This is a genomic window from Streptomyces sp. SID4985, from assembly GCF_009863025.1.
In the GTDB taxonomy this organism is placed as follows: Bacteria; Actinomycetota; Actinomycetes; order Streptomycetales; family Streptomycetaceae; genus Streptomyces.
Map to the genome: position 1 here is coordinate 12,990 of NZ_WWIR01000279.1, position 13,360 is coordinate 26,349.

A 13,360-nucleotide genomic window follows, 5' to 3' on the forward strand; every position below is an offset into this window, starting at 1 on the left:
CTCAGCTCATCGTCACGAACCGCTGGACCAACGACGCGAGGAACACCGCGAGCAGCGGCAGCGAGAACCAGAACCCCGTCTGCAGCAACCGCAGTTGGCGCACACTCGGCCGCATCGCGACCCGTACGACCTCCCGCGCGGTCAGCAGCAGGATCAGCAGGACGGCCGCCAGGGCACCCACCACCGACCACGCCGTCCAGGTGACCTGCGGCCCGATCGGCCCCGGGTCCGGCTCCGGCACCGCGCCCGCGGGCCGCTCGCGCAGCGCGTACACCGTCACGTCGTCGTTGACCAGGACCCGTCGCAGCTCCTGCCGCGCGTCCAGGTTGGCCAGCAGCCGCGGCTCCCAGGTCGCCGAGTAGCCCGAGTCCAGCTCCAGATAGCGGACCTGGCTCTCGTTGACCATCAGATACGAGTTCGGGCCCGCGTCCTTCAGCGCCGTGACCAGGCCGGACACCAGTACCGGGTCGGGCGGGGCCAGTGTCGGCAGGTAGTTCACCCGCTCCATGTCCCGCGCGCCCCACGGCAGCGCCGGGGTCACGTCGTTCACCGGGTCGGTGCTCAGCCACAGCAGCCGTACGGTCGGCTCGTCGTGGGCGTACACCCAGTTCATCGCCGCGACCTCGCCGGGCCGGGTCCGCTCGAAGGTCTCGTTGCCCCAACGGGCCACCAGGAAGCCGCCGATCAGCAGCAGCCCGGCGAGCAGCGCGGCCACCGGGGCGAGGCTCACCCGGTCCTTCTCGCGTTCCTCGGCGGTGGCGCCGGTGCGCGGGAAGAGGGCGAGGGCGCCGAGCAGGGCCGCGCCCGGCAGCGCGAACATGAAGACGCGCAGCGCCATCTCGCCGCCGTACGACTGCATGCCGAAGCCGAGGAACGGCACGAACGCCAGCACCAGCAAGGAGCGTTCGCGGTAGCGGTGGTCGCGTCTGCGCCACCAGCCCCAGCAGGCCAGCGCCAGCACCGAACCGGCCAGCAGCACACGGGTGTAGAGGACCAGCTTGTGGGTCGAACTCCCGCCCTGGATACGGCCGGAGACCGAGCTGGAGACATTGCCGCCGACCCCGCCGAGGCCGCCGAAGAGGTCGTCGAAGTGTCCGGACCAGTACGGCTCTGCCATGAAACCGAGCCATGCCGCGACGACCACCGCGAACAGCAGTGGCAGACCGCGCAGTTCGCACCGGCCCAGGACGACCAGGACGGCGACCACGCCGAGCATCACGAACGGGGTCAGCTGGTGGGCCGGGACGCTCGCCGCGAACAGGCCGGTCAACACCAGGAGCAGTACGGCCCGTTGACGCCGGTCGGTGGGCTCCACCTCGGCCTCGCCGGGGCGCAGCCGGGTCCAGATGACGTGCGGGGGGCGGAACCAGACCAGCAGGATCGCCGCGAACACCAGATACAGCAGATAGGTGAAGCCCTGCGGGGAGAAGTAGTCCTGGCCGACCCAGCCGGCCAGGACGAAGATCCACACTCCGGTCCACTTGGCGCGCCAGCTCGCCCGCAGCGAGCGGGTCAGCAGGAACATCGGTGCCAGATAGGCGAGTTGGATGACGGTCGGCCACCAGCGGATGACCTCCGTCAGATCGCTCACCCCGCACGCCCGCGCCGCGAACGCCGTCACCGCGAAGAAGCCCGGCCAGCTCCAGCGGGCGTCCAGGTCGGGCACGGCGGAACCGGTGCGGTCGATGTAGTCGAGGAAGCCCAGATGCTGCCACGCCGTGGGGAAGCGCGGCTCGCTCTCGATCACGGCGGGCAGCGCGTGCAGGCTGATCACGGTCGCGAGCAAGGTGATCAGCAGCAGCGCCCGGTGCTCCCGGCGCAGCCACAGCAGTACGGCGAACACCGTCACCAGCAGCGCGGCCCCGGCCAGCGTGGGCAGGGGCAGCACGGAGACGAGACCGAGCCCGCCCATCGCGTCCAGGCCGACGTCGTCCAGGCGGAGCGCGGGCACCCAGTAGAGAAGGAGCGCGGCGATCAGCAGGCAGCCGAGGAGGAGTCCGGAGCGGGTGGGGGCGAAACGGGGGCGGCTGTCCGGCTCGGGGCCGGGGGTGTCCTCCGTGTCGAGGGTCCGGGGTGCCGGTTCCGTCTGGTCGGTGGCGGCGCGCTCGGTGGCGGCGTGCTCGGGGGCGACCGGCTCCGGTCTGCTCCGTTCCAGCCCGCTCTCGGGCAGTGCCGTTCCGAGCGGTGCGTCCGTCTTCTCGTGTCGTCCCGGCAGCACAGGGGTCCCTCCCGGCGGTGTCTCCGGTCCCGGGCGGCCGTCCGGCCGTCGCTCCACATGGTCGAAGTCCACACTCACCCCCAGGGCGAGTGTGTCCTGGTTCAGCGCCCAGCTCGGCCGCCGTCGGCGTGCGGTGCTTCCGGGCTTCGCCTCGCGGGTGCCGAGGTCGGCGAGGTCGCCGTCGGGCGCGATGACGTCGGGCGCGGTGGCGTCGGGCGGGCCTCCCGGTCCGGAGCGGAGCGTCCGCCACAGGCGCGGCGCCGCGATCGCCACGATCACCGCGAGGCTGGAGATCTCCGCGACGCCCGCGCCGGTCAGCCCCATCCGGGGCAGGAGCAGCAGCGTGAGCCCCAGCACCAGCACGCACAACAGCCCCTGGAGCCAGGCGAGTCCGGAGGTACGGCTCTGGGCGCGCAGCACCGCGAAGTACGTCTCCATGACGACCCGCAGCACCGCGCCGACCGCGAACCAGCGCAGCAGCGGGGTCGCCGCGTCCGCGTAGCCCGGGCCGAAGACGCCCAGGATCCAGGGGGCGCCGACGAACAGCACCGTCGCGATCGGCAGCATGATCCGCGCCATCCGCCTGAGCGCCGCGCGGGTGTTGGCCGCGAGCCGGGCCGGGTCGTGCGAGCCCTCCACGGTCAGCGAGGCGCCCATGTTGATGGCGAGCAGATTGGTCGTGCCGCCGATGGTGGTCGTGATGTAGAAGTACGCGTTGTCCTCGCTGCTCACCTGCGAGGCGATGATCACCGGGACCAGGTAGACCACCGCGAGCGAGAACAGCGAGCCGGTGTAGTCCCCGGCCAGGAACCTGCCGATCTCCCGCACCGACGGGGGACTGGCGTGCCCCTTGGTCGCCTCGATGTGCCGGGGCACCAGGCGCCGGAACACCAGCCAGCCCAGCGGCACCACCGAGGTCGCGATGGCCGCGACCCAGGACACGAAGACACCGGCGGCCGGGATCGCCACCGCGAACGCGACGAGCAGCCCCAGCTTCACCGCCGAGAAGACGGTGTTGCCCACCGGCACCCACGGCGCGCTGCGCAGCCCGGTCAGCACCCCGTCCTGCAGCGTGAGCAGATTCCAGGCGACGACGGCCGCGATGAAGCCGAGCCCGTTCACCGTGCCGTGCAGGAACCGGTACGAGGGGCCCCACGCGTTGAGCGTCAGCAGGAACACGACCGCCGCGAGGGCCACGACCAGTGAACTGCCCGCGTACGTACGGAGGATGAGGCGTCCGGTATGCCGTCCCGCCACCGGGATGAAGCGGGCCAGCGCGCCCGTGAGCGTCACCGCCGTGAGCCCGGCGAGCAGCTTCATCGCGGCGATGGCGGCCGAGCCCTGCCCGACCGCCGACTCGGAGTAGTAGCGCGCCGCCGCCAGCCAGAAGCCGAGCCCCAGTACGGCGGAGATGCCGGTGTTGAGCATCAGCGCGTAGGCGTTGCGGAACAGCGGACTGCCGCCGCCCTCGCGGCTCAAGCCCGGCAGGCGCAGGCGTCTGCCCGGCCGCTCGGGCGGCTCGGTACCGGGCGCGGCGGGCTCGGTCGTGGTGGTCGTCGTGTCAGACACGGGAACTGATGGCCTTCCGGCGGACCTGGCGTGCTCTTCGGACGAGTGCGTAACCCTTGGTGAGCAGACGGTCCTTGGCGAAGTGGCAGGCGATCGCCCGGCCTTGGACCAGCTGCTCGAACTCCTCGACGCCGGTCGCTCGGCGCACGGTGACGCGCCGCAGGGCGTAAGGGCCCTGCGCCCGCCGCGCGAGCGCGTTGCCGACGGCGAGCGCCTGGGCGTACCCGGCCGAGCGCACGGCACGGCGCACCCGGCGGTCGGAGTAGCCGTACGGATAGGCGAACGACGTCGGCCGTACGCCCAGTTCGCCGGTGACGATGTCGGTGCTGCGGTCCAGCTCCCACTCCAGCGCGCCGTCGTCGAGCTGGTCGAGCTGCGGGTGGCTGTGGCTGTGCCCGCCGATCTCGACCCCGGCGGCGGCCAGTTCCCGCACCTGGTCCCAGTCGAGCATGGTGTCCAGGGCGCCGCCGGTGTCGTAACGGCCCCTGATCCAGCCGGTGGAGACGAACACCGTGGCCGGGAAGCCGTGTTGGGCGAGGACGGGCAGGGCGTGCCGGTGGACGCCCTCGTAGCCGTCGTCGAACGTGATCAGCACCGGGCGCGGGGGGAGCGGGCGCCTGAGGCGCCAGTGCTCCGCGAGCGCGGTGGTGGTGAGCGGAGTGAGTCCCAAGTCGCCGATGAGCGCCATCTGTTCGGCGAACGCCTCGGGGGCGACCGACAGGGTCCGGGTGGCCGCGTTCGGCGCGGCGGCGACCGCGTGGTACATGAGAACCGGTACGGCCGCCTCGCTCATGCCTGTGCTCCCTTCGCCTCCGGTGCCGCCGTGATCCCTGCCCCGATGGGTGCCACGGAGAACGTCGGGGCGCCCCGCCGGGCCCGTGCGCTGCCGATCGCATAGCCGCCGGCCGCCGTGAGCACGCCCGCGACGATCGCGCCCGCGCGGCCCGCGCCGCCCGCTCTGCCGAGCAGCGCGTCCCGCAGCCCGCGCACCACGCCGACGGGCAACACCCGTGTCGTGTAACGCCGTTCGGACTCCAGTCCCTTGTCGGCGCCGACGCTGCGGGCCACCAGCGCCTTCGACAGCCCCTCCGCGTAGGTGCGGGTGCGGAAGTAGGCGAAGCGCTCGCGGGCCTTCGGCACCCGGTGGTGGATGACCGCGCGGTCGTCGACGAGCAGGACGGCGTCCGGGCGGGCCCGGGTGAGCCGGATGCACAGCTCCGTCTCCTCGCAGCCCAGCGGGCGGCGGTCGCCGTCCCGGCCGATGCCGGTGGCGAAGCCGCCCGCCGCCTCGAACGCCGTACGCCGGAAGGAGGCGTTGCCACCGAGGACGTTGCGCACCCGGACCCGGCCCGGTGCCAGGCCCCGGTAGCTGCAGCCGACGACCCAGTCGAACTCCTCCGGGAACCAGTCCGGCCGCCGCCCCGACGCCCACACCGGGACCGTACGGCCGCCGACCGCCAGGACGCGCGGGTCGGCGTACCCCTCCGCGAAGTGGCGCAGCCAGTCGCGTTCGGCCACGGCGTCGTCGTCGAGGAAGGCGATGACCTCGCCGTGCGAGGCGCCGATGCCGGTGTTGCGGCCCGAAGACAGGCCGCGCGGACCGGCGTTGGCGAGGACGCGGACGGGGCCGGTGGTGTTCCCCCCGCCGGAGTCCCCGTCCTTGAACTCCCGTGCCAGCCGCTCCAGCAGCGCCGGGTTGTGGTCCACGACGAGGAGTGTCTCCAGCGCCGGGTACGACTGCGTGCGCACCGAGGAGACCGCCGCGAGGATGTCCTCCCAGCGGTCCTCGGTGTACACACAGATCACGACGGAGATGCCGGGATCTCTCAAGACAGCTCTCCCCGCACGGAGTTCGCCAGCGCGGCGGCCCGGCGCTCACGGCGCAGGGCACGGCGGTTGGACCGCTCCTGGAGGATGACCCGCAGCACCCGCAGCCCGTCGCGCACGGCCCGCAGATTGCTGGCGCCGTGGATGCGCAGATACTCGTGGCTCGGGATCTCCTGGACCCTGAGGCCCGCCTTGACCACTCTGATGTTCATCAGGGTCTCGACCTCGAAGCCGGTGCAGTCGAGGTCGATCTTGTCCAGGCAGTGCCGCCAGAAGGCGTTGTAGCCGTAGCACAGGTCGGTGTAGCGGGCGCCGAACTTGCGGTTGACGACCGTGCACAGCGCCCAGTTGCCGAGCCGGCGGATCAGGGTCATGTCATCGGTGCCGCCGCCGTTGGCGAACCGCGAGCCCTTGGCGAAGTCGGCGCCGGAGACCAGCGCGGAGACGTACGACACGATCTCGTTGCCGTCGGCCGAGCCGTCCGCGTCGACCATCACGATGATGTCGCCGGAGCAGGCCGCGAAGCCGCTGATCAGGGCATCCCCCTTGCCCTTGCCCCGCTGCCCGACGACCTTGACGCCGGGCCACAGCGAACGCGCCACCTCCACGGTGTCGTCGGTGGAGTTGCCGTCGACCAGGACCACTTCGTGGATCCAGTCCGGCAGGGTCTTGAAGACGTACGGCAGGTTCTCCGCCTCGTTCATGGCGGGAATGACCACGCTGACCGGCGGAGTGATCGCCAGATGCGAGGAGATGGGCCGATAGGAGCCCGCGACCACGGGCTCGGGGCCCTGACTGGACATGGGCAGAACGGAACTCATGACGGTGTGATCCCTCTCGTCCGGCGGACCGCCCGCCCCTGGGCGGCCCGGCTCTGTGTCCGGTTCGAAAGGGGGGTACTCACCCTCGGCACGGCGAAGAGCGGTCTGCCGTGTACAAGGACGAGCTGGCAAAGCTGCCGGTCTGCCGACGTGCGGGCAGCCGGTCGCGCGGCCCGGCCCGGTCACCTGAAGCGGTCACCGAGCACGGCACCCCCCTACCGCGCCCCGCCTCGGAATGTCGCCGGTCCTGAGCCCTCCCCTGAACCGAGTGCGACCGACCGATGCGGGTGAGATGTACGACGGTATTGACGATTGAACACGAATGGCAAGGTGTGGACGTGGCCTCACCTTTTTGTTGGTCTGTCCGTTACACAACCTTGGCCCATGTTCCTCATTCCGGCAGCCGTTTTCCCGAACTCGCCTTCATACGACGGAAGATGACCAGAAAGAGCAGCAGGCTCAGCCCGGTCACGGCTACGATCCCGCCCCGCACCGACCAGCGGTGCACGGCGAGCATGGCCTGCGCCACGAGCATGTCGAGGACGACCGCCCCCGCGAGCGCGGCGACGAGCCGGCCGTAGACGTCCAGGCCGCGCAGGGCGAGCCAGATCGCCGCGGCCGGTGCGGTCAGCAGGAAGAACAGGGTCGACGGACCGCGCAACGGCGTGTGCGCGTCCGTGAGCGCGAGCAGCGCGCCGCATCCGGCGACGGCCGTCGCGGCGCCCGCGAGCAGTGAACTCGTGTTGCCCGACGATGACTTGACAGAAATTGACCGCATGGGCCGACTTGCCCCCCGACGCGCCGGATGCCGGGCTTCAATGTGTCCTAGGCGTGTGCGGGCCGTCAAGACGGCCTGTGCCGCACGTGCGTTCCCGTGACGGGCGTGAACTCCGTGACGAAGACGCTTATGTGATGTGCCGTCAACACGTCTGTAAAGCCTGCGCAATATGTGGGGCCGTGAAGTTCCTGGGGCGATCCTGTCGAGAGATAGTTGAGAGCCAAATAGTTTTGGCATGAACACTTCCGATCAACGCGCGTAGCCGGTACCACAGTTGCGGCAGAGATCCTGCTAAAGGGAGGTTCCATGAGACGTACCCGACTTGCGGCATACGTGACTTCACTCCTCCTCGCCACCGGCCTCGGGATGGCCGGAGCCGGACAGGCCCAGGCCGCCGGTGGCGGCTATGTGGCGCTCGGCGACTCCTACTCCTCCGGAGTCGGCTCGGGCAGCTACATCAGCTCCAGCGGTGACTGCGACCGCAGCACCAAGGCGTACCCCTACCTCTGGAACGCCGCGCACGCCCCGTCCTCGTTCGCCTTCAACGCCTGCTCGGGCGCCCGCACCGACGAGGTGCTCGCCAACCAGCTCGGCTCCCTCAACTCCTCGACCGGACTGGTGTCCATCACCATCGGCGGCAACGACGCCGGGTTCGCCGACGTCATGACCACCTGCGTCATCCAGTCCGACAGCACCTGCCTGTCCCGCATCAACACCGCGCGGGCGTACATCGACTCCACGCTCCCCGGCAAGCTCGACGCCGTCTACAACCAGATCAGCGCCCGCGCCCCGTCCGCCCGGGTCGTCGTCATCGGCTACCCCCGCTTCTACCTCCTCGGGCAGAGCTGCCTCGGCCTCTCCGAGACCAAGCGGTCCGCCATAAACGGCGCGGCCGACTACATCAACAGCGCCATCCAGAAGCGAGCCCAGGCCCACGGCTTCGTCTTCGGCGACGTCCGCAACACGTTCTCCGGCCACGAGATCTGCTCCGGAAACTCCTGGCTGCACAGCGTCGACTGGCTCGACATCGGCGAGTCCTACCACCCCACGGCCGCCGGACAGTCCGGTGGCTATCTCCCCGTCCTCACCAACGCGGCCTGACCCTCACGGGTGAATCCGCCGCTGACGGGCGTCCCTTGTAAGGGTGACCCTTGTGAGGGCGAGCGGCTCGTCAGGGTGAGTACGTAGCCGAAGCGGAGGCCCCGTCCGTCGGGGTCTCCGTCGTCGCCGTCCGGCACGTCACCGAGAACGGCACCTGATTCGACTCCGCCTTCACCGGCGAGCGCACCTCCACGCCGATCGCGTTCTCGATCGTCCCGCTGTCCGACCAGGTCGTCACGGTCACCCGCACCCGCTTGGTCAGCTCCCCGCCCTCCGGGAACGACAGCGTCCGCCAGCCGTCGTCCGGCAGCGAGCCGTGCGCGAGCCGCCAGCGGTACTCCACCTGGGCGGGCACCCTCCCCACCGTGAACGTCGCCGTGAACGCGGGCGCGCCGTCCTCCGGCGGCGGGCAGGTGTCGTCGTACTCCGTGTGTTCCCCCGCCACCGTGACGTGCACGGACTGGGCCGGGGCACTGCTCGCCGGGCTGCTGCTGGTGCGCGTGGGCGGGGGCGCGGCGGTCTTGGTGTTCCGGGTGGGGGAGCGGCTCGTGGTGCTGGTGGTGGTCGGGCTTCCGCCGGACTTGCCCTCGTCGCCCCGCTTCCCGTTGTCGCGGTCCAGGAGGGCGTAGGTGAGACCGGCCACGGCCAGGACGAGCGCGAGCACGCCCGCGATCAGGGCGACACGGGCGCCACCGCTGGTGGTCGGCTGCGGCCTTGTTTCCCCTCCGGCGGCTCCGGTTCCGGCTCCGGCTGCGACCCCGGCTCCGGCCGCCGCTCCCGCTCCCGCACCCGCGAGGGGGGTCGTGGGCCGGGGCGGGGTGGGTGTGGGTGGCTGTGGGGTCCAGACGGTGGGGGCGTACGGCACGGTGGGCAGCGTCTCGGTACGCGGTGTGCCGCCCGCCGCGACGAGGCGCAGGTCCTGCTCGGCACGCCCGGCGGGGAGACGCTCGGCCGGGTCCTTGCGCAGCAGGCCCTCCAGGACCGGCGTCAGCGGACCGGCCCGGCGCGGCTCCGGCAACTCGTCCTCGACCACCGAGCGCAGCGTGTTGAGCGGGGTGTCCCGGCGGAACGGCGAGCCGCCCTCGACGGCCGCGTACAGCAGCACACCCAGCGACCACAGGTCCGACTCCGGTCCCGGCGTACGCCCCAACGCCCTCTCCGGCGGCAGGAATTCGGGTGAGCCGATCACTTCGCCGGTCATGGTGATGGCGGAACTGCCCTCCACCGTGGCGATGCCGAAGTCGGTCAGCACCACGCGGCCGTCCTCGGCGAGCAGTACGTTCGCCGGCTTCACGTCCCGGTGCAGCACCCCGGCGCTGTGCGCGGCGCGCAGCGCGGCCAGGACCTCGGCGCCGATCCGTGCCGCCCGGTCCGGGGGCAGCGGTCCGTCCGCCTCCAGCGCGTCCGCGAGCGACCGGCCGCGCACCAGCTCCATCACGATCCAGGGGCGGCCGCCCTCCATCGCCACGTCGTACACCGTGACCACGTTGCGGTGCGAGACACGGGCCGCCGCCCACGCCTCGCGCTCCAGCCTGGCGTACATCCGCTCCACGTCGGAGGCGGGCAGACCCGCCGGGGCCCGCACCTCCTTGACGGCCACGTCACGGTGCAGCACCTCGTCACGGGCGCGCCACACCGTGCCCATGCCGCCCTGGCCCAGCGGGGACAGCAGACGGTAGCGGCCCGCGATCAAACGGTCGCGTCCCGGTTCTTCTGACACGGGCGCCCCCCACGGCATCTCGCGCGATTCCTCCCCAAAAGTAGCTCAGCCGAAGGCCGTTGCGACCCCCTTGAGCATCAATCCGGCGCCCAGGGCCACGACGGTCAGCGCAGAGGCGAGCGGGAGTGAGCGGCGGGCCAGGGCGGTCAGGGGGTGGGCGGTGCGGCGCGGGTGACGGTCGAGGAGCCGGTTCACCCGTGAGCCCAGCCGGACGACGGCGAAGCCCGCCGCAGTCAGCGTCAGCGCGAGCCCGGCACCGTACGCGACGACGAGCAGCAGCCCGAACCAGGCGTGCCCGAGCGCCGCCGCCCCGACCAGCACGACGACCGCGGAGGGGCTGGGCACGAGACCACCGGCGAAGCCGAGCAGGATCGTGCCGCGGAGGGTGGGGGCGGTGGGGTGGGAGTGGGTGTGGCCGTTGTGGGTGTGGACGAGGGTGTGGGGGGCGTCTGCGTGGGGGTGAGGGTGGGGGTGGTCGTGGGTGTGCGGGTGGTCGTGCGCATGTGTGGCGTCCACATGGTGGTCGTGGGTATGTGCCGCGCCCACATGGTGCTCATGCACATGTGTCCCGCCCACATGGTGCTCGTGCACATGGTGATCGCCCCGAGCGTGTTCGTGCCCCGCGCCCACCAGGGCCAACGGACGGGACTCCGCGTGCTGATGGGCGTGGGGGTGCGGGTGCTCGTGATCGTGCTCGTGACCGTGGTCATGGTGGTGGTCGTGCCCATGGTCATGCCCGTGCGCGTGCTCGTGTCCGTGCTCGTGCCCCGCGAGCCCGCGCCCCCGCCACGCCTTCCGTACCAGCGTCGCCCCCGCCACCAGCACGAGCGCGCCGCTCGCCACGCCCAGCCAGGCGATCACCGAGGGGGCCGCGGCGGAGCCCGCCGTGACCAGGACGCCGAGGCCGACCACGCCCAGGGTGTGGGTGACGGTCACCGAGGCGGCGAGGGGGAGGACGTCCCGCATGCGGGCCCGGCCGCCCCGCGCGGCGGCGGCCGCGGCCATCATGGTCTTGCCGTGTCCCGGGGCGAGCGCGTGCATCGCGCCGAGCACGACCGCGATGAGCAGCGCCAGCGCGGCGAAGCCGACGGTCAGGTGATGCCGGGCGACCAGGTCGTTCAGGGCCTGGGTCCAGCGGTCGGCGCCGCGCGGCAGCACCGAGGCGGCGGGCGCGTCCCGTTCCGCCGACAGGGCCGCGCCGCCGGGCCGTACCCCCAGCCGTGCGGTGGAGGTGTCGGCGGGGGAGGACAGCAACTGTGCCGGGTACTGGGTGAGTTCGTGGGAGACCGACTTCGACGGCACGTCGGAGCGGGTCAGCGTCACCCGGTCGCCCCGCGCGGTGATCTCCCGCCAGCCGGGCCCGGAGGACACCCCCGCGCTGTGGAAGCCGACGGTCAGCGTCGCGCCCTTGGGCAGCGGGGCCCGCTCCGCGCACTCGACGCGCAGGGTCTCGAGCCCCGCCTGCCCCGGCCGCAGCCGTGCCGTGGCCGAGGTGACGGTGAGCGCGACGGGGCGCCCGTCGACGGTGAGCCTGCTGCCCTGAGCCGCCGTAGCGCAGCGCTGCCGGGCCCACTCCGTCGTGCCCAGTCGTTCGAGGTCGGGCTTGGCCTGGGTCGCCGGGATCTCCGCCAGGTCCTCGACATGGGTGACGCGCAGCTCGCCGGGGGCGGCCACGAGACCGTCGTAGTGGTTGACGGTGAAGTTGCCGAGCGGGTGCGCGCTCGCGGCCGTCGCCGGGCCGAGCGCGAGGGCGCAGGCACCGGTGAGGACGGCGGCGGCGACGGCCAACGGGCGGCGGAGTGAGGTCACTTGGTGTCCTCCAGTGCCTTGCGGGCCGTGGCGGCGCCGAGCGGGGAGAAGCCGGGGTTGAGTTTCAGCGCGGACCGCAGCGAGGCGCGGCCCTCGCTCTTGTGGCCCGTGGCCAGTTCGATCACGCCGAGGTGGTAGCGGAAGAGGGCGTTGCGGTAGCCGGTGGCCGTCGCGCGTCGGGCGTACGAAAGCGCCTCGCGGTCCTGGCCGTTGACGTGCAGCGCCCAGGCCAGGGCGTCCGCCGTGTGCACGGTGTGGCGGCGGGCCCACTCGGCGCGGGCCGCGCGCAGGGCGGCCTTCTTGTCGCCGTGATCGGCGGCGGCGAGCGCGGTGTCGAGGTCGGCGTCGACGCCGTTGGCGTGGGCGATCGCGATCCACGCCTCGACCAACGCGTACTGGTCGTGCGCCCGTTCGCGGTCACCGGCGCCGCCGCGCGCCTCGTACAGCTCGCCGAGTTCGACCAGCGGGCCGGGCAGCGGGTAGCGCGCGACCACGAGTTCCATGCCCTTGATCGCCGCGGCCCGGTCCCCGCTCGCCGCCTGGGCGCGGGCGCGACCCTCCAGCGCGGGGAGGTAGTTCTCGTCGGCGGCGAGGGCGCGGGCGTAGGAGGTGAGGGCGGACTTGTAGTCACCCTGGTTCCAGGCGAGTTGGCCGAGCTGCGCGGCCACGTACGCGATGTCGCCCTTCGACGTGGCGGCGCCGAGCGCCTGCTCCAGCACGCGCCGGGCCGCCGGTACGTCGCCGCGCAGCTCGCGGACATAGGCGTACCGCGTGAACACGGGCACGCCCGGCTTGCGGGCGTCGGCGGTGTCGGCGGCGCGGGACGCGTCGTCGTACCGGCCGAGTTCCACCAGCGCGTCGATACGGGAGGACAACGCCCGTTCGCTGTAAGGGTTTTCGGCGAGCGCCCGGTCGGCGTTCGTGAGCGCTCCCTTGAAGTCGTGCCGGGCGGCGGCGAGCGCGGCCTGTCCGGCCAGCGCCTGATCGCTGTGCGGGGAGAGCGAGAGGGCCCGCTTCAACGCGGCCTGCGCCTGCGGGTACCGGGCCGGGTCCCCCTTGGTCCGCGCCTGCTCCACATAGGCGAGACCCAGCGTGGCCCATCCGTCGGAGTCCCTCGGCTGCGCCTTGAGATGCGCCTGCAGCGCGGCGATCGCCGCGTCCGGGTTCCCGCTCGCCAGCGCCCCCGGGTCAACGGCGGCCGAGACCGCCACGGCGGCCACCGGCGCCTTGTCCCGCGCGGCGCCGACAGCGATGGCACCTCCGGTGACGGCGATGGCGAGCAGCACGGCGATCCCGGCCCGCTCCGCGATACGCCGGGTCCGTCGGGGCGTGTCGTCGGGGCGGTCGGCGGGGCGAGCGGGGGTGTCCTGCGCGGTGGGGGAGGGCTCCGCGGGCGGAATGCTCCCCGGCGCCTCGTCGGTGCCGACCCCCTCGACCGCCAGGGGCGCCCCGTCGCGCTCGACTTCCTCCGTCGTCAACTCCCCTTTGTCTGAGGTCGTTTCCTCGGTCGTTCCGCC

The 13,360-nt window shown here is 72.4% G+C and carries 9 protein-coding genes; 1 reads left to right on the top strand and 8 read right to left on the bottom strand.

The features are described from left to right. Nucleotide 1: 1 nt before the first annotated feature. The 5 genes from GTW40_RS11470 to GTW40_RS11490 all read right to left on the bottom strand — a co-directional run bounded on the left by GTW40_RS11470 (nucleotide 2) and on the right by GTW40_RS11490 (nucleotide 7,213). Nucleotides 2-3,787, bottom strand: coding sequence for a lipopolysaccharide biosynthesis protein (locus GTW40_RS11470; protein WP_161180062.1), 3,786 nt, complete (start codon nucleotides 3,785-3,787; stop codon nucleotides 2-4). Continuing rightward, nucleotides 3,780-4,580, bottom strand: coding sequence for a polysaccharide deacetylase family protein (locus tag GTW40_RS11475; protein WP_161180063.1), 801 nt, complete (start codon nucleotides 4,578-4,580; stop codon nucleotides 3,780-3,782). Before GTW40_RS11475 ends, GTW40_RS11470 begins: the two co-directional genes overlap by 8 nt. Beyond that, nucleotides 4,577-5,617 carry a glycosyltransferase family 2 protein gene (locus GTW40_RS11480; protein ID WP_161180064.1) on the bottom strand — a complete coding sequence of 347 codons (1,041 nt, stop codon included), beginning with the start codon at nucleotides 5,615-5,617 and terminating at the stop codon, nucleotides 4,577-4,579. The genes GTW40_RS11475 and GTW40_RS11480 overlap by 4 nt, the downstream gene beginning before the upstream one ends. After that, nucleotides 5,614-6,435, bottom strand: coding sequence for a glycosyltransferase family 2 protein (locus GTW40_RS11485; protein ID WP_161180065.1), 822 nt, complete (start codon nucleotides 6,433-6,435; stop codon nucleotides 5,614-5,616). The genes GTW40_RS11480 and GTW40_RS11485 overlap by 4 nt, the downstream gene beginning before the upstream one ends. Before the next feature lie 391 nt (nucleotides 6,436-6,826). Next, entirely contained in the window at nucleotides 6,827-7,213 is a 387-nt protein-coding gene (locus tag GTW40_RS11490) for a hypothetical protein (RefSeq protein WP_237525459.1), read from the bottom strand. 306 nt (nucleotides 7,214-7,519) lie between these two features. Here GTW40_RS11490 and GTW40_RS11495 point away from each other — a divergent pair, with 306 nt between their 5' ends. After that, on the top strand, nucleotides 7,520-8,314 hold the full coding sequence (locus GTW40_RS11495; protein WP_161180066.1) for an SGNH/GDSL hydrolase family protein: 795 nt from the start codon (nucleotides 7,520-7,522) through the stop codon (nucleotides 8,312-8,314). A gap of 70 nt (nucleotides 8,315-8,384) precedes the next feature. On the opposite strand, the gene GTW40_RS11500 is transcribed toward GTW40_RS11495, so the two are convergent. From GTW40_RS11500 to GTW40_RS11510, 3 genes are read right to left on the bottom strand one after another with little or no spacing between them, the layout of a single operon-like run. Next, the gene (locus tag GTW40_RS11500; protein WP_161180067.1) at nucleotides 8,385-10,052 is read right to left on the bottom strand and encodes a serine/threonine-protein kinase; all 1,668 of its coding nucleotides are present in this window, start codon (nucleotides 10,050-10,052) and stop codon (nucleotides 8,385-8,387) included. A gap of 27 nt (nucleotides 10,053-10,079) precedes the next feature. Then, complete coding sequence (locus GTW40_RS11505) at nucleotides 10,080-11,843, bottom strand: sulfite exporter TauE/SafE family protein (RefSeq protein ID WP_343245667.1); 1,764 nt, start codon at nucleotides 11,841-11,843, stop codon at nucleotides 10,080-10,082. Next, nucleotides 11,840-13,321 carry a tetratricopeptide repeat protein gene (locus GTW40_RS11510; protein ID WP_237525460.1) on the bottom strand — a complete coding sequence of 494 codons (1,482 nt, stop codon included), beginning with the start codon at nucleotides 13,319-13,321 and terminating at the stop codon, nucleotides 11,840-11,842. Before GTW40_RS11510 ends, GTW40_RS11505 begins: the two co-directional genes overlap by 4 nt. Between the last annotated feature and the right edge of the window lie 39 nt (nucleotides 13,322-13,360).

Coding starts and splice junctions, on each gene's coding strand:
- GTW40_RS11495 (WP_161180066.1), top strand. CDS start 7,520: ATGAGACGTACCCGACTTGCGGCATACGTGACTTCACTCCTCCTCGCC.
- GTW40_RS11485 (WP_161180065.1), bottom strand. CDS start 6,435: ATGAGTTCCGTTCTGCCCATGTCCAGTCAGGGCCCCGAGCCCGTGGTC.
- GTW40_RS11490 (WP_237525459.1), bottom strand. CDS start 7,213: ATGCGGTCAATTTCTGTCAAGTCATCGTCGGGCAACACGAGTTCACTG.
- GTW40_RS11475 (WP_161180063.1), bottom strand. CDS start 4,580: ATGAGCGAGGCGGCCGTACCGGTTCTCATGTACCACGCGGTCGCCGCC.
- GTW40_RS11500 (WP_161180067.1), bottom strand. CDS start 10,052: ATGCCGTGGGGGGCGCCCGTGTCAGAAGAACCGGGACGCGACCGTTTG.